The sequence below is a fragment of the Rarobacter faecitabidus genome (assembly GCF_006716265.1).
In the GTDB taxonomy this organism is placed as follows: Bacteria; Actinomycetota; Actinomycetes; order Actinomycetales; family Cellulomonadaceae; genus Rarobacter; species Rarobacter faecitabidus.
Window position 1 is genome coordinate 621,125 of sequence record NZ_VFOS01000001.1, and the last position, 22,338, is coordinate 643,462.

Sequence of the window (22,338 nt, forward strand, 5' to 3'; positions counted from 1 at the left end):
AGCATCTCCGCCGCTCCAGTGTCGGGCGCTTGCCGTCGCTCCTGTGTCGGGCGCTTGCCGCCGCTTTTTCCTCGGTTCGCGGGCACATATTGCAGTTCACCCCTATGAATTTCATACCCCCGACTGAAATATGTGCCGGTGAACCGAGGGACTTCGACAGATCTCGATGGATGCAGCGGGTAACGGGATCGACCGGCGATGTTTCCGACCGGCGATGTTTCCGACCGGCGGTGTTTCCGACCGGCGATGGATCCGATGGGCAGCGGGATTCGATTGGGTGACTGGCCCGGTTCTGGGTAGCGTGTCGGGGTGAGCAGAATCATTGCGGGCACGCTGGGCGGGCGCATAATCCAGGTTCCCGTCCGGGGTACCCGACCCACGTCGGATCGCGTGCGCGAATCCCTCTTCGCGCGACTCGAGCACTGGGACGTCGTGCGCAATGCTCGGGTAGCTGACCTTTTCGCCGGCTCGGGGGCGCTCGCATTCGAGGCGCTGAGCCGTGGCGCGCAACATGCCGATCTGGTCGATTCGGCACGCGGGGCGATTACGACGATCCGTGCGAACGTCTCTGCCCTGGGACTCGCCGAGCGGACGCAAGTTGTCGCGGTCAAGGCCGAGCGGTTCGCGGCGAACTACGTCGGAGTGGGGTGGGATTTGGTTCTCATCGATCCGCCCTACGATGTCACCGATGTCAGCATCAACGAATTGCTCACGACTGTAACTCCGCACATTCGCCCGGGCGGGATCGTCGTGGTCGAGCGGGATAAACACTCGGCGGAGCCTGCATGGCCAGCACCGATCGTGCTCATCGAATCGAAGGTGTACGGTTCAACCGTGCTGCACTACGCCGAGAACCCGACGGGGACCGGCGCGTAACTGCCGCGTGCCGCTCGGCGGGTCCTGCGTGCCCCTCGCCGCGCGCCGCCCGCCGGTTCGCCCCCACATATTTCAGTTCGCGGTGTGAAATACACCGGGGTGAACTGAAGTATGTGCCCGCGAACCGGGTTTTGGGCCGCGTCGCTCGGCCGGACTGCCGGAGGGCCGCGTCAACGCTCTCCCGGAGGGCCGGAGGGCCGCGTCAGCTACGGGCCCGGTATTCCCCGAGGGTCGCGGCGAGCCCATTGAGCTCGGTTAGGGCCTTGCCCAGCGTCCCCGCGAGTCGTTCGTCGGCAGCGAAGGCGCCGTCCTTCACGAGCGATCCCGCGCCGTGGATCTCCACGTTCGTCTGCGCGCGGACCAGCCCGAGAGCCTCGATGACGGGAGCCATGGCCATCAGGCCGCGCGTGCCACCCGAGACGCCGCCGTAGGCGACGAACGCCACCGGTTTGCGGGACCATTCGACGAACAGGAAATCGAGGGCGTTCTTCAATGCCGGCGAGTACGAGTGGTTGTACTCCGGGGTGACGAAGACGAACGCGTCGGCCGCCTCGACGCGCCGGGACCAGTCGATCGTGTGCTGATGCGTGTACTGGCGCAGGCGCGGATGCTTGGGCTCGTCCATGAACGGCAGGCCGATCTCGCCGAGGTCGGCGAAGTCAACCTCGAACCGGCCGTCCGATTCCGCCTGATCGCGCACCCACTGCGCGATCGGCAGACCGATGCGCCCGGGCCGTACGGAACCTACAACGATCATGAGCTTTGTCATGCGAGTCCTCGTGACTAGTGATTGCGGCAGAGGGGACGGTGAGCGTTCGCGGTCCGGCCCGGATTCGAGCGTACTGCGTTCAACGCGGCGGGTCAGGGCGCTCGATGAGTGATCCCGGTAACAATCCCGCAGGCGAGTTCGCATAGTCGGCAGCCGGTCGCAGCCGGACGGTCCGCCCCGCGAGGGCATCGGCGATCGCGGCGGAGGCCTCGTCCTCGCCGAACGAGCCCTCGGTGGCGGTGAAGTATTCCCTGATGAAATCCAGGATCGGGGCGGCGAGCACTCCCTCGCCGGCGCGCACGGCATCGCTAGCCCATAACGTCCCGAGTAGCAGTGCGGGAGTGCGCTCGAATCCCGGGCGCAGCGAGGGGACGAAGAATGGCACGTCGAGGACTTCGAGACCGCGCCGCTCGTAGAACCGCAGCCTGCGGACGGGATCGCCGAATTCGGGGGAGGACGCGTGGACGTCGGGCCGTTCGACCTCGAGCAATACATAGTCCGCGCCCGCTTCATCGCGCGCGTAGCGGACCGCGCGATCGAGCAGCGCGCCACCGATCCCGCCGCCGCGCAGGCTAGGAGCGATCGCGAGGTAAACGATCATCGCCACTCGTCCGCGCACCTCTACCCCGATCATCGAAGCGACCTCGCCGCCTGGTCCGTGGGTGCCGAATGCGACGAGTTCACCGCTTTCGATGGACGAGGCCACCGGCGCGAATTCGCTCAGTTCGCGCTCGGGAAAACTGGGTGTGAGCACGCCGTCGTAGGCCGACCGGATGTCCTGAGCCGTCTGGATGCGCGTGATGTCCGGAGCGTGGTTCATGCCATCCATTGTCGGTGGTTTTCCGCAACACGGTGCCTGGGTTCAGGAATCCTTCGAAGGCCTGGTCTACGTTAGGAGGCGTGAGCGTCGCAGTATTCCCCGGATCGTTCGATCCGATCACCCTCGGGCACCTCGACATCGTGCGCCGGGGCGCCACCCTGTTCGATTCCGTGATCATCGGGGTCGCGCGGAACGCCGCGAAGAAGGCGCTGCTCGAACTCGATGACCGGCTGCGGCTAGCGCGACTCGCGGTCGCCGATCTGCCGAACGTGACGGTCGAGGCCATCCCCGGCCTGCTAGTCGACTTCTGCCGGGAGCGGGAGGCGAGCACGATCGTCAAGGGCCTGCGATCCGGCTCGGACCTGGACGACGAGGTGCCGATGGCAGCCATGAACCGGCATCTCGGCGGAGTCGAGACCGTCTTCGTCCCCGCGTCCGGCGCACTACTGCACGTCGCGTCGACGCTCGTGCGCGACGTCGCACGCTACGGCGGCGACATCTCGGATTTGGTCACGCCCGAGGTCGCGACAGCGGTCTACGCGGCACTGGGCACACGGCCGTAGGCAATGAGGGGGCGGACGACATGAGCGAGGAGAGGGACGAGATGACATCGGCATTCAGCGACCTGAGCGACCACGTAAGCGACCCCGGCGCGGAGGAATTCGACACCGGCCAGCCGGGCCTGCCGATTCTGCTTGACGCCCTGACCGACCTGATCGAGCGTTCGCGTGCGATGCCGATGTCGGCCTCGGTGCTCGTCAACAAGCACGATGCGCTGAAACTCATCGATGACATCTACGCGGCACTGCCCGGGCAGCTCACGCACGCCGACCGCGTGCTGTCCGACGCCGACGAGGCGCTGGATGCCGCGCACGCGCAGGCGCAGCGCCTGCTTGCGGAGGCGCGCGACGAGGCGGAGATGCTCGTGTCCAAGCACGAGATCACGCGGCAGGCCACGGAACGGGCGGCCGACATCGAGGCGAACGCGCACGAGGTAGCGCGCACACTCAAGCGTGAGGCGAACGACTATTGCGACCGCCGCCTCGCCGACTTCGAGATCGACATGGGCAGGCTGCTCAGCCAGGTCCAGGCCGGCCGCGCGAAACTCGCGGGTCTGCTGGACGAGGAGCAGTAGGCGAGGTAGCGCCGACCGTCAGGAATGTCGTAGGATGGTTAGTCGGCCCGCGCGTAGTTTCGCGTGAGCCATGCCCGGATACCGTCCGTGAATGAGAGGTCAAGCCATTACTTCCCTGGAGCGCTCGCCGTTTGTGCTGAATGTGCACGATCTGGCGCGCCGGCCCGGCGAAATGATGCGCGAGAACCTGGAATTGACGGTCCCGGAATTCTGGGGAACCGCGGTAATCGGGATTCGCCCCCAAGAGGAACTCGATGTTGAACTTCGACTCGAATCCGTCCTTGAGGGCGTGCTCGTCACCGGACAAGCACAGAGCGAGGCGCGCGGCGAATGCGTGCGCTGCCTCGATGAGGTCGTCTACGAGTTGGACGCCAACATCACCGCCCTGTTCGCCTATCCGGAACGGGCCAAGGCTGCCGAGGAGTCGGGAGACGATGATGAGGACGAGGTCTTCGTCATCGATCACGACGACATCGACCTCGAACCCGTGATTCGGGATTCGCTGGTCACTGCACTACCATTTCAACCGTTGTGTGATCGGGACTGCCCGGGCTTGTGCCCTGAATGTGGCATCCGGCTCGCCGACCATCCGGATCACAAGCACGATTCCGTCGATATTCGATGGGCCGGGCTTCAAGAAGCTTTCGGAGCCAACCAGGCCTCCGACGATACGAAAGAGAGCTAGCTGTGGCTGTTCCCAAGCGCAAGATGTCGCGCAGTAACACCCGTGCGCGCCGTTCGCAGTGGAAGGCGACCGCCGTGAGCCTCGCGACTTGCCCGCAGTGCAAGTCCCCGAAGCAGTCCCACGTGGCGTGCCCGACCTGCGGCACCTACAAGGGCCGCCAGTACACCGAGGCGCTCCGCAGCGAGCACGCCTGAGCCTCTTTACGTGTCTGGGCGAACTAAACGAACGGGGCCGGTAGCTCCGTCCGCCGAGGCAATGAGCGGGCTTTACTCCAAGCTCGGGGTCGATATCGACCCCGAGCTTGTGGTGTTGGCGCTGACCCATCGGTCATTCGCTCATGAGGCCGGCGGCATCCCCACGAACGAGCGCCTGGAGTTCCTGGGCGACACTGTGCTGGGGCTCGTGGTGACCGAGGCGCTTTATCGCCGCTTCCCCGACCTGCCCGAGGGCGACCTGGCGCGCATGCGCGCGGCGACCGTGTCGCAGCGCGCTCTAGCGATCGTGGCGCGGGAGATCGGCCTCGGCTCCTACATCCTGCTCGGGCGTGGCGAGGCTGCCTCCGGTGGCGCCGACAAGGATTCGATCCTGTCGGACACCGTCGAGGCCCTGCTCGGTGCGGCCTACCTGTGTCACGGGCTGGAAGTCTCGCGCACGCTCGTTCACTCGCTGGTGGACCCGTTGATCGAGGCCGCTGCCGAACTGGGTGCGGGCCTCGACTGGAAGACCTCCCTGCAGGAACTCTCCGCCGAGCAGTTGGGAGTTCAGCCCGTCTACCGGGTCGAGGGCATCGGCCCAGACCATGCGCGCGAGTTCACGGCGCTCGTGCTGCTCGGCGACGAGATCTATGGGACCGGCGTCGGAACCGCCAAGAAGCACGCGGAACAAGCCGCCGCGCAGGCTGCCTACAAGGAACTCAAGCGACGTATCGCGGGCGAACCCTTCGTTCCTGACGAGCCGCTCACCGCGAAGTCTGCCGGCTCGAAGTCCGGCACCGCGACGACCGGCACCGCGACGACCGGCACCGCGACGACCGGCAAGTAGGCGCGCTTGCCCGAACTTCCCGAAGTCGAATCCGTCCGGATCGGCCTCGCCGGCCACGTCCTCGGCCGGACGATCGAAGGTGTCTGCGTCTATCGGCCGTACTCCATCCGCCATACGCCCGGCGGGGCGGAGGAGTTTCAGGACGAGCTCATGGGTGCGACCTTCGCGGAGGTCGCACGCCGCGGGAAGTTCCTCTGGTTCATCCTTGACGCACCCGAAGGCACCGGACGCGCCCTCGCGCTCGTCGTTCATCTCGGGATGAGCGGACAACTGCGCGTCCATTCCGATACCGAGAGCGGACCAGGCAGCCACACCCGCGTTCGGCTCACGCTTGGCGGAGCCTCGCCGATGATCCTCGACTTCGTGGATCAGCGGACGTTCGGGTACATGACCGTCGATGAACTCGTCCTCACCACCGACGGCGGCCCCGGCGGCGTCGGTACGCAACTGCCCGCGCTGCCCGCCCGCGCGGCGCATATCGCGCGCGACCTGACAGACCCGCTCCTCGACTTGGCGGCCACGGCCGAGCGCATGAAGTCTCGGCGGTCTCCGGTCAAGGCCGTGCTGCTGGATCAGGGGATGGCGGCGGGGGTGGGGAACATCTATGCGGACGAGGCGCTCTGGCGCGCCCGCATCAACGGCGGCACCCGCGCCGACCGCATCGCCCTACCCAGGCTGATCGCCCTGCTCGAGGCCGGTCGTGAGGTGATGACCGAGGCGCTGGCGCAGGGGGGCACCAGTTTCGACGCGCTGTACGTCAACGTCAATGGCGAGTCGGGCTACTTCTCGCGCTCGCTCAACGTCTACGGACGAGCGGGGGATCCGTGCCCGAGATGCGGCGAGCCCATTCGCCGAGAGGCGTTTGCGAACCGCTCCTCACACTTTTGCCCCCGCTGCCAGCGGCGAAAGTGAGTTCCGCGACGATGGTGGCTAGTCCGGCACGTCTCCGGTGATTGCGGCCACCGCGCCAATCTCGATGAGCGCGCCGGCAACGCCCAGCCCCGATACCCGCGCGCTAGTCACCAGGGCGGGCTCAGCTGATGCGAGGCTCCCCGCGATCGCCCCGTAGGCCACCCCGAGATCTACGCCATCAACGAAGAGGACGGTCCACTGAATGACATCATCGGTGGTCGCGCCAACCGCTCCCAGGGCCGTGACCGCATTCGCGAGAGCGCGGGTCGCCTGAGTTGCGACGTCGCCTGCACCGACCAGCGTGCCATCGGCATCGACCGCGTTTTGTCCGCCGACGTAGATGGTCGTGGCACCCGGAGGAACCACCGCTACGTGACTGAATGCCGGGCTAGATACGAGCCCGGCTGGGCGGAGGCGGCGAATGGAACTCATGCTTCTTTATACCAAGCGCCGCCGATATCCGGCATGCGGTGGGAAGCCGCAGCGCGCACTTAGCCGCTCGGCGGCGGAGCAGGTTCGTCGGGCTCGTGCCCAGGGGTACTCCTGGCAGGCGATCGCTGGCGCGCTCGAAATCAGCAAGCAGGCCGTGCACAAGAAATACGGTCGGCGCTAGTCGCAGGTGGGCGGGGATCGGCAGATACCGGCTCCGACCTCCGCGCCTTGACGGCGCACCGAGACGGTGATGGCTCGCGAGGCCCTCGGGGAATTAGGATGAGTGTGTGAACACAAACCAGGCGAACGCCGGCACCGACCTGACCGTCATGATCATCGACGACCACGAGGTCGTGCGCCGCGGAATCGCAGAGGTGATCGATCGCTCCGAGGGAATGAGCATCGTCGCCGAGGCTGGAAGCGTCGCCGAGGGTCTACGCCGCGCCGAACTCGTCCATCCCGCCGTCATGCTCGTGGACCTGCAACTTCCCGATGGCACCGGAATCGACCTGATCAAGGCGGTTCACGCGCGGGACGAGTCCGTTCGCGCGATCGTCCTTACCTCGTTCGATGACGACGTCGCCCTCGCTGCGGCGCTCGATGCCGGCGCGGTGGCGTACGTCCTGAAGTCGGTTCGCGGGGCCGAGATCGCTGACGTCGTGCGCGCGGTGGGCGCTGGCCGGGTGCTGCTGGACGAGAAGACGGTCACGCGACGCCGCAAGGACCACGACGACCCGACCGAGGATCTCACCCCGTCTGAGCTCAAAGTCGTAAACCTGATCGGCGAAGGACTGTCCAACCGCGAAATCGCGGAGCGGCTCTCGATAGCCGAGAAGACGGTCAAGAACCACATCACCTCGCTGCTTGCCAAGATGGGATTGCAGCGCAGAACGCAGGTGGCGGCCTGGGCGGCCGCTCGCCGAAACCGAGCCTGGAGCGCTGACAACGCACAGTAGCGCGCACCGATACGGGGCCAATCGGCCGAGGACGGCCGCCGACACGGCCGATACGGGGCCAACCCGACTGCGGTCAACCCAGCAGATCCACCACGATGGCCGTTCGTTCCAGCCCAAGTGGCTCTGACCCGCCGAGGCCGGACGCCGAGCGGTAACTCATCAATGCCACGAGGATGGCCGCAACGGACGCGACCACAATGAGCGTGACGGCGATCAGGAAGGCGAGCGTGGTTCCACGCTGTACCGGCTCGGTCGGCTGCTCGGGAAGAACGCCATCGTCCCTTCGCGGGTGCTCAGTCTTGGCCATATGTGCGCAAGTCCTTTGGGTTAGCGGTCGCCATTGATCACTCCGCCCTGATCGTACTACGGGTCCAACTCTCGGCGTAAGTCCCTCTTACGGGGCGGTCGCCGTCACCGCAGTGGTACTGCCTCGGCATGATCCGTACGCGCTAGACCCGGCCAATCGGCCAGGTCTAGCGCAACGCCGACATCACGCGGCCCGGTCGCGGCGCGGCTCACCGAAACGCAATAGGCCGCTGACCGCGCGCTGTGCTCTCGCCGGTAGTGGGTTACTTGCGCACCGTCAGTTTCTTTGCCGCCGCAGCCTTCTTGCCCACCGTGGAGCTGCCCTGATAGGTGACCTTGATCTTGTACTTGCCGGCCTTCAGCCGCTTGAGCTTGAGCGACTTGACGCCCGACGCGCCCACCTTAATCGTCTTGGCGATGACCTTCCTCTTGCCCTTCGTCACGACCACCTTGACCTTGCCGGCGGCGCTGACGCCCGTGCTCGATTTCACGGCGACCTTGACGGTGGCGCGCTTGGCCCGCTTGATCTTCTTGGGAGCCGTCACGCTGATCCTCGCGCCCGTCTTGACCACCTGGAGGCCGAATCCGGCCGAGGAGGAGTACGTGGCAGTATCACCGAGGTAGGTGGCCGTGAACGAGTGATAGCCGGGTCGCAGACTTCGAGGCAACGCGATGGTGGCCCGGCCCGCGACGATCGCGGCCGACCCGATCACGCCCGCGTCGTCTCGGACTTCGACGCGGCCGCTCGACGAGACCGAAGGCTCGTCTGTCAGCACTGTCACTGTCACTCGTACTTGGGTGCCGTAGGCGACCTTCTGGGTCGTCGAAGAGATGCGGACCTCACTACGGATGAGTTCGCCGTCGGCCCGCTTCTTGGTGATGCCCAGGGACTTGACGCTCGTCACGTTCCCCGCCTGGTCGCTAGCGCGGTAGTAGACGGTGGTGGAGGCGTCGCCCGGCGAGAACGGCGCCGAGTATGCGATCCACTCGCCGGTCCCGATCCGATACTCCACGCTGGCCACCCCGGAACGAGTATCCGTGGTGGTGATGGTCACCAGCCGCTCAGCCGGGTCGAAGGCGGCGTCAGATGCCGGTGCGGTGGCATCGATGGCGAAGGACACCGCCGTGATGCCGGAAGTCGATGGGCTGTGACTGTCGCTGCGCACGCGCGCGTAGAGGTGGGAGCCCGAACCCTCGGTCAACGTGATCGGCCCGTCGTAGACGTGCCACTCGCCGGTGGCCAGCGCGTACTCGACGACGGCACCGCTGGGGAGGTCTGTGGCGCTGATCGTCGCCGCCACTGGCGTCGTGAACCAGCCGTTCGTGCCCGGTGAGGCGGGCGAGAGCGTGATCGACGGCGCCTCGAGCGGTGCTGGCGCGACATCGGGCACGGTGTACGTGTTTGCCAGTAGCATCACCGCGGCGACCTGGTTGCCGATGTGCTGCTTGTCCGCCCCACTGTCCCACCAGCGCAGGCCGTACTGATCCGTGCCGGGAGACTTGGTCGCGTTGCGCGCGTACTTGAGCGCGCTGGTCCGCTGCTTGTCCAGGTAGGCGGTGTAGGGCTTGTCCGAGAGCTCGGCGTTGAGTTCGGCCAGGCCCCGTACGGCCGGTCCCTTGAACGTGGGGCCGTCGTTGGAGCAGGGGTAGCCGTATTGACCGTTGCCGCCGCCCGTGCCGCTCTCGCACGAGTCCCGCATGACCCCGAGACTGGCCGCGGTGTTCAGGCCAGTGTTCGTGGTGAACCGATCGGCGACGGTGCGAGCCACACCGAGCACGCTCGCGTCGTCGGTAGCGTGGTAGTACTCGACCAGGGCAGACAGGAGGACTCCTTGGTTGTACGTGTAGACCCCGCCGCCGGCAGTGCAGTTGGACGCGCTCACACCGTCTACCACGCGTCCGTCGGCGGTGATTAAGCCGGAGTTCGCGTACCACTGCCACTGCGTTTGAGCGCGATTCTTCCAGAGCTGATCGCCGGTCTCGCTGTAGAGCGCCGAGGCGACCTGCAGGTAGAGTCCGTTGGATATAGCCGCGTGGTAGGTGGCATCCGTGTGCCACAGGACTCCGCCGCACGTGCCGGGGTACGTGCTCATGAACTGCGCAGCCGTCGTGGCGGCCGTCAGATACTTTTCGTTGCCAGTTAGCCGGTAGGTGTCGATCCACGCCATCGCCCACCAGCCCGTGTCGTCGATGTACTTGTTGCGGAACGTGTCCTTGCCGATTCCGCTCTCGTCCTTGTTCTTGTTCGACTCGAAGATCGTGTCGAGCTTCGTCAGGTAGGACTCGTCCCTGGTCGCGCGCACGGTGGCCGCCAGGGCTGAGGTGGCGACGGCCGAATGCCACCATTTGATCCACGCGTTCGTGGGCTGGGTTCCCGTCGGGTCCGTGTCGTAGAGCTTGGACGAGTTGCCCCAGTACGCCTCGAGGCCGTTCGTGGCCGCGAGCACGTCACCGAGCTGCGTCCGGGAGGCCTCGCCGACCGGCGTACAGTCGGTCTGACCTCCCGCTTCGGCGCAAGCGCGCAGCAGTGCGTACTGGCTACCCACCTTGTCCGATGCGGCACCCGTGGTCAGCGTCCCGCCGGAAACCGAGTCCGTGTAGTTGATGAGTGTCCAGTTCGTGAAACCGTTGACAGACCGGTCGAGCCAGGCCTTGTCGCCGTTTTGCGCGCCCGTGACGACGGATCTGATCTCGCCGGAGGCGTCGTTGACGACCAGCGAAACCGTACGGCCGTTGACCGTCTTCTGGCTGGCCACGCGGTCGCCCGCTGCGGCGATGGAAGAAGTAGGAACCGAAACCGCGATGCCGAGTTGCAGGACGAGGGCGCCCGCGGCGCTCGCCGTAAGCATCCGGCGCAAGCGGGTGCGGGGACTGCTGCGGGGGTGGGACATATTCACCTCAAGAGTTCCTACCCGGCGACGGCGCCGAGCGACAACGTTGTCATATGACGACCATTCTACGTGGAAAACCTCCCCGTGAAAGGTCGGCTTCCCCGAAGCCGGATTCAGGCTATCGCGCCGACGACGCGGCGGAGCACCAAGTTTAGCGGCGCGGCAGGTCCTGCGGCAGGGGTGCGTGCCAGTGGAGCAACGTTCCCTGGCCGGAGGGAGCATCCTTGATCGTCGACTCGCCCGAGTGCTGTCGGGCGCGCGCCGCGAGGTTCCAGGTGCCCGACTTGCGCCCCGACGCGTTACCGAGGCCCACGCCGTCATCCTCGACCTCGACCGTGACGCCCGCGCCGCTGGTACTCAGTGAGATCCGGGCGGAGACGGAGGCGGCATGGGCGTGCCGCGCGGCATTGGCGAGGCCCTCCCGCACCACCGCGACGACGTCATCGGCCAGGTTCCCCACGACCACCGTGTCGAAGTACTCCTCGTCCACGGCAAGATCCCCGACGGACCGTCCGTCGAGAGTGATGATGAGCGACGGCGCGAATCCCAGCCCCGTACGGGCGAGCGACGATTCGCGGCGCAGCCGTTCGACCACGCCGGCTGCCGCGTCCGGATCGCGCAGCGATCGCACCACCGAGCGGATCTCCCGCACGGAGGAATCCACCGAGGTGAGCGCCTCATCGACAATGGCGATCAGCCCCGCCTTGTCGAGTCCGCGCCCGGCGCGACGGCGCACGACCTCGAGCTGCATACCGGTGGCGAACAACTGCTGAATGGCGAGATCGTGCAGGTCGCGGGCTATGCGCTCCCTCTCCTCGATCAGCCGCGCCTGCGCCTGGGCCTGGCGGGCGTCGGTGAGGACGAGGGCGATCGCCGCCTGCTTCGCGAACGACTGAGCGCGACGTAGGTCCGCGTCGTCGAAGGTGTGGCTACCGACCTTGCGCAGCAGCAGCAGCACGCCCACGGGTTGCTCCGCGGTTCCCAACGGCGCATACAGGGCCGGGCCGAAGATGCGCAGCGGCTCAGTCTGCAGGTCGGGCTTGTCGGCAAGCGATTCGACCAACCGCCCTTCACCGGACGTGAGCGCAGTCCAGGACATCCCGTCTCGCGGCATGATCATGCCCAGCAACTCACCGATGCGGTCTCCGTGGACGATCTCGGCGGTAAGCTCACCAGCCAGCCCCGGCAAAATGAGCGCGGCCGCGTCTGCCGAGCCGATCCGCATGGCGACCTGCACGATGTGTTCGAGCACGTCCTCTTCCTCGGCACCCGACAGGAGCATCGTCGTGATCTCGGCCCCGGCGGTGATCCACTTCTCGCGAGTGGCGGCCTCGTAGTCGGTCGCCGCCTCCTCTGCTGCCTGGATCGGGGCGTCGCTTTCGGCGGTCACGGAGTCCTCCACGGGTCGGGATCAATCGGTGGCTTGATGATAGACCTCACCCAGCTCGATCACCTGATCGGCTAGGCCCGGTGCCGGTTCGTGATGGCTCGCGATCACCACCGCGGACACCGGGAATTCCTCGTCCGCAGTGCGCCGCGGGAGGGTCAGCAGATCGGCGAGAAGCGCGGCAACTCCGGCGGAATCGAGATGTTCCGCGGGCTCGTCGATCAGCAGGATCGGCGATCGATTCAGGAGCGCACGGGCGATCAGCAGGCGTCGCCGCTCGCCTCCGGAGATCGTGCTCGCATCGGGACCGATCATCGTCGCCAGCCCGTCCGGTTGCGCCGCCAGCCACGGGCGCAGGCCCGTCAGATCGAGCGCGCGGAGCGCCTCGTCCTCGGTCACATCGCCGCGTGCCACGCGCAGGTTCTCCAGTACGGTCGTGTGGAAGACGTGGGCGTCCTCGGCCGTGAAGGCGGCTCCTGCCGAGCCGCGCACGGTGCCGGAGATGGCGGGCACGAGTCCCGCCATTGTCATCAGCAGCGTCGTCTTGCCGGCGCCAGACGGACCGTGGATCACGGTCGAGCCGCCGCGCTGAACCTGCAGCGAACCCACGCGCGCCCTCATCCCCGAGGACGGCCAGCCGATGACCACGTCATCGAGTTCGAGCGCAAGGGCGGGGTCGGTGACCTCGGCGCGCGCGAGCGCGCGCTCGCCGTCACCGCCGACCTGATCCCACAGCTCCATCAGCCGCCCGGCGGCGACCGTGGACCGGTAGAACTGGATGGCCGCGGCGGGCAAGACCGTGGTCGACTCGAAGGCAGCGAGCGGTGTGAGGACCACGACCGCGAGCGCCACCTCGGACAACCTGCCGCTCTGAACCGCCGGAATGCCTGTCAGGAGGGCACCGATCACGGCGATCGCGAGGCCCGCCATCCCCGCGGCGGCGCCGGCCCCGAGCGACTGAGCACCGCGGCGCGTGGACGCCTGCCACGATCGATCGGCTGCGGTCAGGGCCGCCAGCTGATCGCCGAACCGGCCAGCGACGATGATCTGCGGCGAATGCTCGATGAGGTCGAGCGCGCGGGCCGTCACGTCGGCGCGGGCCCGAGCTCCGTCGCGCTCGGCGTCCCGCGCCCCGCGCGCCGTCAGACTAGGCGCCAGAATCCCTGCGATCGCGAGGCCGATCGCCAGGAACAGCGCCGCCTCGGGCAGCAGCAGCCCGATGCCTATGACCGTCAGCAGCGAAACCGCTGCCGAGATCCCAGCCGGGATTATTCCGCGTACCACGACGTCTCCCACGTGATCCACGTCCGCGCCGACGCGCGCGAGCAGATCGCCGCGCCGCAGCGCGGTCACGGCCCCGACGGGACCGCCCGAGAGCCGTTGATACAAGGCGGTACGGAGGTCGCCCATAGTGCCCAGGGCGACCTGGTGGGACGCGAGGCGTTCCAGGTAGCGGAAGACGCCACGCGAAATGCCGAACGCCCGCACCGAGACGACCACCACGGAAAGAGTGAGCACGGGTGGCATCTGCGACGCCCGCGCTATGAGCCACGCTGAGGCGGCACCGAGCGCGACCGCGCTGCCGAGCGCCCCCGTTCCGAGCAGGATCGCCCGCGCCACCTTGGACCAGCGCAGGTCGATGACCGCGAGCGCCCTCATCAGCGTCCTGAGCTCAGCCACGGCGCACCTCGATCACGTGGTCGGCGGCGGCCAGGAGGTCCGCGCGGTGCGTGACGATGAGGATGGTCCGCCCGTCGTCGCGTAGCTGCTGGAGCGTCGAGGCGATCGCCTGGGAGAGGTCGTCATCGAGGTGGGCGGTGGGCTCGTCCATCACGACCACCGGGGCCGCGGTTTGCAGCGCCCGCGCCAGCCCGACGCGCTGCCGCTGCCCGACGCTGAGCCCAACGCCGCCCGCGCCTACGAGCGTCCCGTAGCCGCCGCGCTGGCGCAGGACGTCGTCGAGTCCGGTCAGGCGCGCTGCACGGTCGAGGTCTGCGGCGCTCGCTGCTGTGCCGGCGGCGACGTTGTCGGCGATGGTTCCGGGCCACAGCCAGGCACGCTGCGGCAGCCAGGTGACGCGCTCGTGCCACCGGTCGAGGTCGAGGTCGGCGAGATCGATGCCATTGACGCGAATCGTTCCCCGAGTTGGGGAGATCATGCCGAGCAATGCGAGCACGGCGGTGGATTTCCCTGAGCCGTTCGCGCCGGCCAGCGCCGTGATAGTGCCCGGCCGCAGCTCACAGCTCAGGTCAGCCGGGGCGAAATCCAGGCTTCCGGGCACCTGGACGCTCAGCGATTCCAGGGCGATGGTGATGCTCTGATCGTTGGTCGAGGTCTGGCGAGCGCCGGTGGGTTCGGCCTGGGGCGCGGGGGAGGACGAGGCCTCCTGGCCGGCTTCGGCCGTGATGCGGGCCTGGGCGGCCGCATCCGGTGCGGGCGTGTCGAGGAGCGCGAACACCTTCTCGACCGCCGCGATGCCATCCGCCGACGCATGGAAGTGCGTGCCGATCTGTCGCACCGGCAGATAGACCTCGGGGGCGAGCATGATGACGGCGAGGCCCGTCGTGAGATCGAGCCCGCCATGCACGAGCCGCAGACCCACTGCCACGGCGACCAGTGCCACAGACAGGGTGGTCAGCAGTTCGAGGACGAATCCCGACAGGAAGGCGATGCGTAACGTCCCCATCGTGGTGCGGCGATATGAGTCCGATAGCTGCCGTACGCGTTTGGCGGGTCCCTGCTCGCGGTGCAGCGCGCGAAGCGTCGGGATGCCCGCGATCAGGTCGAGCACCTGCGCGCCGAGCCGGGCCATCGCCTCCTGCCGCCTGGTGGTGGCAGTCTGGGTCAGCACGCCGACCAGCCACATGAACAGCGGGACCAGCGGCAGCGTCCCGAGAATGATCGCGGCAGCGACCCAGTCCAGGTCCAGCACGACGAGCAGGGCGGCGGGTGTCACGGTCGCCGCCAGGAAGAGTTGCGGCAGGTAGCGCGTGAGATAGGGCTGCAGGTCGTCAAGCCCGCGGGTCGCGAGCGTCACGATCTCGGAGTTGTTACCTTGCCCGCTCCAGCGCGGGCCGAGGCTAGCTGCCCTCGCAACAACCTGCGAGCGCAGGTCCGCGACGACGGCGGGACCGGCGTGCTGCCCGTAGCGCTCCGACAGGTAGGCCACGACGACGCGCGCGGCGAGGGCCGCAGCGAGCCAGCCGATGAGGCCCAGTTGGTCGCTCAGGTTCGCGGTCCGGCCGACCACGGGAGCGAGGATGTGCGCGATCAGCAGGCACTGCGCGACGACGAGCGCGGCCGTGACGGCTCCGAGGGCGGCCGTCAGCGCGACGTAACTGCGCGCCGGTCGTGCGACCTTGAGTAGTCGCGGGTCGAGTGGCTTCATGGCTCCTCAGTGTTTCACGGGTGATCGCGAACGCCCATGAATCCCAAGGCGCGGTCAGTGTTGGGCGGTCGTTGCTTCCTCGAGGCGCGGCGACAATCCGACGGGTGCCGGGATGTGCTTGGTCATGAGCCGCTTGCGGAACACCCAGTAGGTCCAGCCCTGGTAGATCAGCACGACTGGGACCAAGGCGACGGCGACCCACGTCATGATGGTGAGCGTGTAGTCCTCGGAGGATGCATTGCGGATCGTGAGCGAGTTGGCTGGATCGTGCGCGGGCATGACGTCGGGGAACATGGCGCCGAAAATGAGGACCACCGCGGCGAGGATGGCGAGGGCGGACGCGGCGAATGCCCAGCCTTCCCGGCGCTTCGCATTGGCTACGATGACGGCGATCAGGCTCGCCGCGGCCAGCGCGACTATCGCCCACGTCCAGCTGTTCTTGGCGTAAGCGACCTGCGCCCAGACCGCCCAGGTTCCCGCCGCGACGGTGGCGGCGATCGCGTATCGCCCCGCGAGCTTGTTCGCCTTGTCACGGATGTCACCGTCTGTCTTGAGCGCGATGAAGACCGAACCGTGCATGAGGAACAGCAGGGCAGTCACCACGCCGCCGAGCAGCGCGAACGGGTTCAGCAGCGCGAAGAATCCGCCGACGTAGTGGTGCGCCGCGTCCAGTTCCACGCCGCGCACGAGGTTGGCGAATGCGACGCCCCACAGCACAGCCGGAATCCAGGAGCCGAAGATCAGCGCGCGGTCCCACCAGGCGCGCCACTTGGGGTCGTTGATCTTGCCGCGGTACTCGAAGCCGCACACGCGCACGATGAGGGCAACGAGGATGAGCAGGAGGGGGAGGTAGAAGCCCGAGAACATCGTGGCGTACCAGTCCGGGAAGGCCGCGAAGGTGGCCCCGCCAGCGGTCAGCAGCCAGACCTCGTTGCCGTCCCACACGGGGCCGATCGTGTTGATCAGAACGCGGCGTTCCGTCTCGCCTCGGCCAAGGATCGGCAGCAGCATTCCCACGCCGAAGTCGAAGCCTTCGAGGACCAGGTAGCCGACCCAGAGGATGGTCAGCAGCAAGAACCAAATCAGTGGCAGATCCATTGTTCCGTCAATTCCTTAATTGAAGGTCCGGGTCGGTTAGTACGCGAACGACAGCGGGCCGTCGTCCTCGTCGCTGCCGGCGGGGCGACCGCCGATCCGCTGGGGCGAGACATCCTCGACTATCTCGGGTGCGCCCTCCACTGTGTAGCGGTGCATGAGCCGGTACCAGACCACGGCGAGAACTCCGTAGAGGAGGGTGAACACGATCATCGAGGTCAGGACGAGCCACGGGGCGATGGGCGAAACGCCGCGCTGCGTGAGCAGCCACACCCCGTCCACGCCCGTGGGGTTCGGGGCCACCACCCAGGGCTGGCGCCCGATCTCGGTGAAGATCCACCCGAAGCTCGACGCGAGGAAGGGTGTGGGAATAGCGATCAGCCCGATACGGGACAGCCACGGATTGTCGGAGATGCGGCCCTTCCTGGTCAGCCACAGGCCCGCGAGCGCGAGCGCGACCGAACCGGCGGCGAATCCGATCATCAACCGGAAGCTCCAGTAGGTGACGGCGAGATTGGGTGAGTAACTGATCGGGTTGCCGGCCTCATCGGTGTAGCCGAATTTCGCCTCGTAGTCCGACTGGAGTTCGTTGACGCCCTTCAGCGTCGAGTTGAAGTCGCCGTTGGCGAGGAACGAGGTCGCACCCGGAATGGAGATGAGGCGGCGCACGCCCTCGCAGTCGTTGTTGAGATCACCGATGGTCAGGATCGAGAACGCGGCGCCCTCTTCGGTGTGGCACAGTGCCTCGGCCGCGGCCATCTTCATGGGCTGCTGCTCGAACATGAGCTTCGCCTGCATGTCGCCGGTGAGGATGATGCCGACGCCCGCAACGATCATGACCCAGCAGCCGAAGCGCAGTCCGGTGCGATAGACGGACTTGGCGAACGCCTTGTCCTCGGCTTTGCCGGAACGTACCTTCTTGACCATCCACCAGGCGCAGATTCCGGCGACGAATGTTCCGGCGGTCAGGAAGGCCGCCGTCACGGTGTGGGGGAAGGCTGCCCACAGGGTGTTGTTCGTCAGCACGTCCCCGATGGAGTTCATCTCGGCTCTGCCGGTCTCCGGATTCACCGTCGCACCCACCGGGTGCTGCATCCAGGAGTTCGCCGCGAGGATGAACAGGGCTGATAGGTTCACGGCGATCGCCACCGCCCAGATCATCGCGAGGTGCAGTTTCTTCGGCAGTTTGTCCCAGCCGAAGATCCACAGGCCGAGGAATGTCGATTCGATGAAGAACGCCGCGAGGGCCTCCATCGCGAGCGGGGCGCCGAACACGTCGCCGACGAACCGGGAGTATTCCGACCACGCCATACCGAACTGGAATTCCTGCACGATTCCGGTCGCCACGCCGAGCGCGAAGTTGATCAGCAGGAGTTTGCCGAAGAACTTGGTGAGCTTGAGCCACTTCTCGTCGCCGGTGCGGACCCACGCGGTTTGCATGACCGCTACGAGCGGGGCGAGTCCGATGGTCAGCGGGACGAAGATGAAGTGATAGACGGTGGTGATGGCGAATTGCCACCTGGCCAGGTCGAGGACGTCCACCAAGTGCCTCCTGGTGATGCTGGCCGGATCGATTCCGGCCGTCGGGGGTCAATGAGGCGAAAACCGGACATATGTGGTCCGTTCTCCACAATCGAAACTAGTCGGATATTCGCCAGCACGTCGGGACCAAGGTCCCACTCGCCTGGGACCGGTGCCGTAGCCGGGTCGACCGGCTTCCCGTGTGTCATAATAAGAAACGGTTCTTGCAGGCCCACACCCCGCAAGAGCACCCAAGAATTAGCGTGACCGTGACAGGCTTCACTCACGAGCGTCGCCGCCCGGAAATCCCGGTGCAGGCGTGACGCCGGTGGTCGTTCGTCCGTCTACATTGCTTTAGGTTGCAGTGTGAGTCCGCAGTTCACCGAAGACTTCCCACTGGGGGACAGCCCAGTGCGATACCCGACACGACGGGCCGAGAGTGTGGGCATCGGCGGCGTCATGGAGCTAATTCCGTGACTCAGGATGAGAACACACAGTCAGATTCAACGAACGCAACCGGCGCAGGTGCGGGTTCGGCGGGACGCAGTCCCGCTGGCGGCCGCCAGCGTCGCCGCGTGACGCGCCCCGCAGGATCGTCGCGAACCGCCGACCAGTCCGCGGGAGCAGTTGAGCCGCCCATTGGCGGGGAGGCACCTCAAGCGCAGTCCGCCGCCGCTCCCCGGGATGGGGCGCCGCAGCCGGTCCGTGGCGCCGAGGACGAGTCTCGAAGCGCGCCCGCCTCGAAGCCACCGGCCCGTAAACGGTCCACGAGCCGTGCCGCTCGTTCCGCGGCTGATGCGGGACAATCCCGCCCCGGCTCGGCCGATTCTGTGGAGATCGCCGAGCAGGCGGCTACCCCGACGAGCAAGGCTCGGGCGACCGAGACCGCCAAGCCCGAACTCGACGTGTTCGCCGAGTTCGGCGCGGCAACCGACGCGCCTCGCGCCGCTTCGACACGCAGCCGATCTGGCCGCGGCGACTCGAGTCGTGCAAAGTCCGAACAGGGCCAGTCCGAGCGTCCGGCATCCTCGCGCGCCAAGACGACATCCCGTAAGAAGGCCGACGCGCCCACGGAACAGGGAGTCGAGCAGGGGGCGCAGGAGAACTCGTCCGCGGATGCTCCTCTGAAGACCGCGAGCCGCGGGCGCAAGCGCAAGACAGCCGAGCCCACACCGCTCGATGAGGTCACCGCCGCGCTCAACGGCGCCCTTGAGGAAGTCAGCCGCCGGCACGACGGCCAGCCGGATGACTCCCAGGCGGGCCCGGAGGCCGGGGCTCAGCAGGAAGGCACCGCGAAGCGCGCGCCCAAGACACGATCGGCCGCCAAGGCGAAGTCGGCCGCCAAGTCGGAGAGCGCCGAGGAGGAACCGGCAGGTAAGAGGCGCTCGAAGCGAATCGAAACCGAGACGGAATCCGAGGGCGCCGACGAGACGCCCCAGGCCGAGGAATCGCAGTCGAAGACGGAGCGTTCCACCCGGTCCAAGCGCGGCCGATCTCAGCGCGCCGCTAAGGCGCCGCTCTTCAGCGCAGCCGATGAGGTGGAAGAGGACGAGGACGAAACGTCCGAGATCCGACTGGCCGCCACGACACTCCTGTTCCAGGCTCCCGACGTAGCCCCGCGCGCCCGGCGCCGCAAGGCAGTGCCGGTCGAGGTGGAGGTCGTTGCGGAGGAAATCGACGAGGATGCAGCGGATCCCGAGGCTGCGGTCGAGGACGAGCCCGTAGACGAGATCGCCCAGGACCTTGCGGCCCTCGCACGTTCGCGAGACGAGGTCGACGATGACGCCGAATCGGATGATGACTCGGACGACGAGGACGGCCCGCAGCGCCGCCGTCGCCGCCGCCGCGGTGGTCGAGGTCGCCGCAAGGGTGGCAACGACAACGCAGGCGACAGCGATTCGGACGATTCCGCTGAGTCCGCGCCGGAGGAACCCGCCGAGGAATCCGAGACGGGCGAGGAGTCCGAGGGCTCCTCGCGTCGTCGTCGTCGTCGCCGTCGCGGCGGCAAGTCCGGTGATGGAGACGACAGTTCGTCCGGCTCGTCGCGTGCCGCGAACGACCAGGTCGTGGCGCTGAAGGGCTCCACCCGACTCGAGGCGAAGCGCCAGCGTCGCCGGGAGGGCCGCGACGCGGGCCGTCGCCGGCAGATCATCACCGAGGCCGAGTTCCTCGCCCGCCGCGAATCGGTGGACCGTTCGATGATCGTGCGCGAGCGGGCCGGTCGTACGCAGATCGCCGTCCTCGAGGACGGCGTGCTCGTCGAGCACTACGTCTCGCAGCAGTCGCAGGCATCCATGGCGGGCAACGTCTACCTGGGGCGCGTGCAGAACGTCCTGCCCTCCATGGAGGCGGCGTTCGTCGACATCGGCAAGGGCCGTAACGCGGTGCTGTACGCCGGTGAGGTGAACTGGGACGCCGCAGGAATCGCCGATGGGCAGCCGCGCCGCATCGAACAGGCGCTCAAGTCCGGCGACACGGTCGTCGTCCAGGTCACCAAGGACCCGATCGGCCACAAGGGTGCGCGGCTCACGTCGCAGATCACGCTTGCCGGCCGCTACCTGGTGTTCGTGCCAGGCGGCGGGATGACCGGAATCTCGCGCAAACTGCCCGAGCCCGAGCGCGTGCGATTGAAGAAGATCCTGCGCGCGGTGGTTCCCGATGGTGCCGGCGTGATCGTGCGCACGGCCGCCGAGGGCGCCTCGGAGGAAGAACTCACGGCCGACATCGCCCGCCTGCAAACGCAGTGGGAGAACATCGAGAAGAAGTCGAAGAATGCCAGCGCGCCGAGCCTGCTTCAGGGCGAGCCTGACATGGCTATCCGCGTTGTGCGCGACATCTTCAACGACGACTTCAAGGAACTGGTCGTGTCCGGCAACGGCGTGTACCAGGAACTGCACTCCTACCTGCACGAGCTCGCACCCGACCTCGAGTCGAAGATGACGAAGTGGACGTCGCAGACCGACGTCTTCGCGTCGCACCGCATCGACGAGCAACTCGCCAAGGGCATGGATCGTAAGGTGTGGCTGCCGTCCGGCGGATCGCTCGTGATCGACCGTACCGAGGCGATGACCGTCATCGACGTCAACACGGGCAAGTTCACCGGAACCGGTGGCACGCTCGAGGAGACGGTGACGCGCAACAACCTCGAGGCCGCCGAGGAGATCGTCCGGCAGTTGCGCCTGCGCGACATCGGCGGGATCGTCGTCGTCGACTTCATCGACATGGTGCTCGAATCGAACCGCGATCTGGTTCTGCGTCGCCTGGTGGAGTGCCTCGGGCGCGACCGCACGCGCCACCAGGTCGCCGAGGTCACCTCGCTCGGGCTCGTTCAGATGACGCGCAAGCGCGTCGGGCAAGGCCTCGTGGAGGCGTTCTCCGAGACATGCTCGCACTGCCTGGGGCGCGGGTTCATCGTGCACGCCGAGCCGATCGAGCGCGGTCACGCCCAGCAGGCTGACGAGGAGAACGGGGGCGGCCCGAAGAAGTCCTCGCGTCGCCGTAAGAACTCTAACGCCGACGCGCAGCCAGCGGCGGCGCCTGTGCCGGTTCTCCCGGAGGCCTCATCCAAGGAACGTGAAGTGGTGAAGGCCACGCTGGCGCAGATCGCCGCCGCGGCCGCCCACGCGCACGAGCACGACGGCGAGGCGTCGCAGGTCGAGTCCGCGTCGTTGGTTGAGCCGGGCAAGATCGAACCCGTCGACACTGAGTCCACCGCGTCGCCGGTCGAGTTGATCGAGCCTGTCGACACTGAGTCCACCGCGTCGCCGGTCGAGTTGATCGAACCCGTCGAGACCGAGTCTGAGCCTGCGTTGCTGGTTGAGCTGGTCGACACTGAGTCCGCGTCGCCAGTCGAGCGCGTTGAGTCCGAGCCTGCCGCGCCGCCGGTCGAGCCGGTCGAGACTCCTTCCGTCCAAGCGGAGCCCGGCGACGCCGGAACGGTGGAAGGCGAGGCCGTCGAAAGCAAGCCCGCGAAGGCGAAGCGCCCCGTGCGGCGGCGGAAAACTCGTCCATAACCCCCGCTTCTCGGGAACTTAGCGCGAGCGCGCCCGGTCAGGATCACCCTGGCCGGGCGCGTTCGCTGTTGTCCGCCTACAGCGCGACTGGAAGCGACCGAGACGCAGCAG

20 protein-coding genes are annotated in these 22,338 nt (G+C 67.2%); 10 read left to right on the forward strand and 10 right to left on the reverse strand.

Going from position 1 to position 22,338, the window contains the following annotated elements; all coding sequences use genetic code 11:
• Window positions 1–309 precede the first annotated feature (309 nt).
• On the forward strand, window positions 310–876 hold the full coding sequence (rsmD, locus tag FB461_RS02780) for a 16S rRNA (guanine(966)-N(2))-methyltransferase RsmD (protein ID WP_142118761.1): 567 nt from the start codon (window positions 310–312) through the stop codon (window positions 874–876).
• A gap of 202 nt (window positions 877–1,078) precedes the next feature.
• Here the strand turns inward: rsmD and FB461_RS02785 are convergent, their stop codons facing one another.
• Window positions 1,079–1,645 carry an NADPH-dependent FMN reductase gene (locus FB461_RS02785; protein ID WP_142118764.1) on the reverse strand — a complete coding sequence of 189 codons (567 nt, stop codon included), beginning with the start codon at window positions 1,643–1,645 and terminating at the stop codon, window positions 1,079–1,081.
• A 79-nt stretch (window positions 1,646–1,724) separates the two neighbouring features.
• Window positions 1,725–2,465, reverse strand: a complete 741-nt coding sequence (locus FB461_RS02790) for a GNAT family N-acetyltransferase (protein ID WP_170222580.1) — start codon at window positions 2,463–2,465, stop codon at window positions 1,725–1,727.
• An 80-nt stretch (window positions 2,466–2,545) separates the two neighbouring features.
• Here FB461_RS02790 and coaD point away from each other — a divergent pair, with 80 nt between their 5' ends.
• The 6 genes from coaD (at window position 2,546) to mutM (ending at window position 6,238) form a co-directional block, all read left to right on the forward strand.
• Entirely contained in the window at window positions 2,546–3,028 is a 483-nt protein-coding gene (gene coaD, locus FB461_RS02795; protein ID WP_142118768.1) for a pantetheine-phosphate adenylyltransferase, read from the forward strand.
• A gap of 20 nt (window positions 3,029–3,048) precedes the next feature.
• Window positions 3,049–3,600, forward strand: a complete 552-nt coding sequence (locus FB461_RS02800; RefSeq protein WP_246045979.1) for a hypothetical protein — start codon at window positions 3,049–3,051, stop codon at window positions 3,598–3,600.
• A 91-nt stretch (window positions 3,601–3,691) separates the two neighbouring features.
• The gene (locus tag FB461_RS02805) at window positions 3,692–4,285 is read left to right on the forward strand and encodes a YceD family protein (RefSeq protein WP_142118771.1); all 594 of its coding nucleotides are present in this window, start codon (window positions 3,692–3,694) and stop codon (window positions 4,283–4,285) included.
• Window positions 4,286–4,287: 2 nt separating this feature from the next.
• Window positions 4,288–4,479: a 50S ribosomal protein L32 gene (gene rpmF, locus FB461_RS02810; protein WP_142118773.1), complete on the forward strand. Its 192-nt coding sequence runs from the start codon at window positions 4,288–4,290 to the stop codon at window positions 4,477–4,479.
• Window positions 4,480–4,540: 61 nt separating this feature from the next.
• The gene (gene rnc, locus FB461_RS02815; RefSeq protein ID WP_142118775.1) at window positions 4,541–5,326 is read left to right on the forward strand and encodes a ribonuclease III; all 786 of its coding nucleotides are present in this window, start codon (window positions 4,541–4,543) and stop codon (window positions 5,324–5,326) included.
• Window positions 5,327–5,332: 6 nt separating this feature from the next.
• On the forward strand, window positions 5,333–6,238 hold the full coding sequence (gene mutM, locus FB461_RS02820; RefSeq protein ID WP_142118778.1) for a bifunctional DNA-formamidopyrimidine glycosylase/DNA-(apurinic or apyrimidinic site) lyase: 906 nt from the start codon (window positions 5,333–5,335) through the stop codon (window positions 6,236–6,238).
• Window positions 6,239–6,256: 18 nt separating this feature from the next.
• Here the strand turns inward: mutM and FB461_RS02825 are convergent, their stop codons facing one another.
• A complete protein-coding gene (locus FB461_RS02825) occupies window positions 6,257–6,670 on the reverse strand; it encodes a RidA family protein (protein WP_142118780.1) in 414 nt (137 codons plus the stop codon).
• Here FB461_RS02825 and FB461_RS12120 point away from each other — a divergent pair.
• On the forward strand, window positions 6,669–6,851 hold the full coding sequence (locus FB461_RS12120; RefSeq protein ID WP_211349825.1) for a hypothetical protein: 183 nt from the start codon (window positions 6,669–6,671) through the stop codon (window positions 6,849–6,851). The two genes, FB461_RS02825 and FB461_RS12120, sit on opposite strands and share 2 nt — an antisense overlap.
• 148 nt (window positions 6,852–6,999) lie before the next feature.
• Window positions 7,000–7,626 carry a response regulator gene (locus tag FB461_RS02835; RefSeq protein WP_142120687.1) on the forward strand — a complete coding sequence of 209 codons (627 nt, stop codon included), beginning with the start codon at window positions 7,000–7,002 and terminating at the stop codon, window positions 7,624–7,626.
• Window positions 7,627–7,699: 73 nt separating this feature from the next.
• Here FB461_RS02835 and FB461_RS02840 read toward each other — a convergent pair whose 3' ends face one another.
• The 7 genes from FB461_RS02840 to FB461_RS02870 all read right to left on the reverse strand — a co-directional run bounded on the left by FB461_RS02840 (window position 7,700) and on the right by FB461_RS02870 (window position 18,235).
• Window positions 7,700–7,933: a hypothetical protein gene (locus FB461_RS02840; protein WP_142118782.1), complete on the reverse strand. Its 234-nt coding sequence runs from the start codon at window positions 7,931–7,933 to the stop codon at window positions 7,700–7,702.
• 262 nt (window positions 7,934–8,195) lie between these two features.
• Window positions 8,196–10,823 carry a glycoside hydrolase family 76 protein gene (locus FB461_RS02845; RefSeq protein ID WP_170222582.1) on the reverse strand — a complete coding sequence of 876 codons (2,628 nt, stop codon included), beginning with the start codon at window positions 10,821–10,823 and terminating at the stop codon, window positions 8,196–8,198.
• A 151-nt stretch (window positions 10,824–10,974) separates the two neighbouring features.
• On the reverse strand, window positions 10,975–12,213 hold the full coding sequence (locus tag FB461_RS02850) for a sensor histidine kinase (protein ID WP_246045980.1): 1,239 nt from the start codon (window positions 12,211–12,213) through the stop codon (window positions 10,975–10,977).
• 21 nt (window positions 12,214–12,234) lie between these two features.
• Window positions 12,235–13,890: a thiol reductant ABC exporter subunit CydC gene (gene cydC / locus FB461_RS02855; RefSeq protein WP_142118787.1), complete on the reverse strand. Its 1,656-nt coding sequence runs from the start codon at window positions 13,888–13,890 to the stop codon at window positions 12,235–12,237.
• Window positions 13,883–15,598 (reverse strand): thiol reductant ABC exporter subunit CydD, encoded by a 1,716-nt coding sequence (cydD, locus tag FB461_RS02860; protein WP_142118789.1) that lies wholly within the window; start codon window positions 15,596–15,598, stop codon window positions 13,883–13,885. The genes cydC and cydD overlap by 8 nt, the downstream gene beginning before the upstream one ends.
• Before the next feature lie 54 nt (window positions 15,599–15,652).
• The gene (gene cydB, locus FB461_RS02865) at window positions 15,653–16,696 is read right to left on the reverse strand and encodes a cytochrome d ubiquinol oxidase subunit II (RefSeq protein WP_142118790.1); all 1,044 of its coding nucleotides are present in this window, start codon (window positions 16,694–16,696) and stop codon (window positions 15,653–15,655) included.
• Between the two features lie 36 nt (window positions 16,697–16,732).
• A complete protein-coding gene (locus FB461_RS02870; RefSeq protein ID WP_142118792.1) occupies window positions 16,733–18,235 on the reverse strand; it encodes a cytochrome ubiquinol oxidase subunit I in 1,503 nt (500 codons plus the stop codon).
• Between the two features lie 452 nt (window positions 18,236–18,687).
• On the opposite strand from FB461_RS02870, the gene FB461_RS02875 reads away from it, so the two are divergent.
• Complete coding sequence (locus tag FB461_RS02875; RefSeq protein ID WP_246045981.1) at window positions 18,688–22,227, forward strand: Rne/Rng family ribonuclease; 3,540 nt, start codon at window positions 18,688–18,690, stop codon at window positions 22,225–22,227.
• Window positions 22,228–22,338: the final 111 nt, after the last annotated feature.

What these genes read in the sequence shown, in the direction of transcription:
- FB461_RS02805 (WP_142118771.1), top strand. Translation starts at nt 3,692, where the DNA reads ATGAGAGGTCAAGCCATTACTTCCCTGGAGCGCTCGCCGTTTGTGCTG.
- cydB (WP_142118790.1), bottom strand. Translation starts at nt 16,696, where the DNA reads ATGGATCTGCCACTGATTTGGTTCTTGCTGCTGACCATCCTCTGGGTC.
- FB461_RS02825 (WP_142118780.1), bottom strand. Translation starts at nt 6,670, where the DNA reads ATGAGTTCCATTCGCCGCCTCCGCCCAGCCGGGCTCGTATCTAGCCCG.
- FB461_RS02835 (WP_142120687.1), top strand. Translation starts at nt 7,000, where the DNA reads ATGATCATCGACGACCACGAGGTCGTGCGCCGCGGAATCGCAGAGGTG.
- FB461_RS02800 (WP_246045979.1), top strand. Translation starts at nt 3,049, where the DNA reads ATGAGCGAGGAGAGGGACGAGATGACATCGGCATTCAGCGACCTGAGC.
- FB461_RS02785 (WP_142118764.1), bottom strand. Translation starts at nt 1,645, where the DNA reads ATGACAAAGCTCATGATCGTTGTAGGTTCCGTACGGCCCGGGCGCATC.
- FB461_RS02790 (WP_170222580.1), bottom strand. Translation starts at nt 2,465, where the DNA reads ATGAACCACGCTCCGGACATCACGCGCATCCAGACGGCTCAGGACATC.
- FB461_RS02845 (WP_170222582.1), bottom strand. Translation starts at nt 10,823, where the DNA reads ATGTCCCACCCCCGCAGCAGTCCCCGCACCCGCTTGCGCCGGATGCTT.
- FB461_RS02840 (WP_142118782.1), bottom strand. Translation starts at nt 7,933, where the DNA reads ATGGCCAAGACTGAGCACCCGCGAAGGGACGATGGCGTTCTTCCCGAG.
- FB461_RS12120 (WP_211349825.1), top strand. Translation starts at nt 6,669, where the DNA reads ATGCTTCTTTATACCAAGCGCCGCCGATATCCGGCATGCGGTGGGAAG.
- rnc (WP_142118775.1), top strand. Translation starts at nt 4,541, where the DNA reads ATGAGCGGGCTTTACTCCAAGCTCGGGGTCGATATCGACCCCGAGCTT.
- cydD (WP_142118789.1), bottom strand. Translation starts at nt 15,598, where the DNA reads ATGAAGCCACTCGACCCGCGACTACTCAAGGTCGCACGACCGGCGCGC.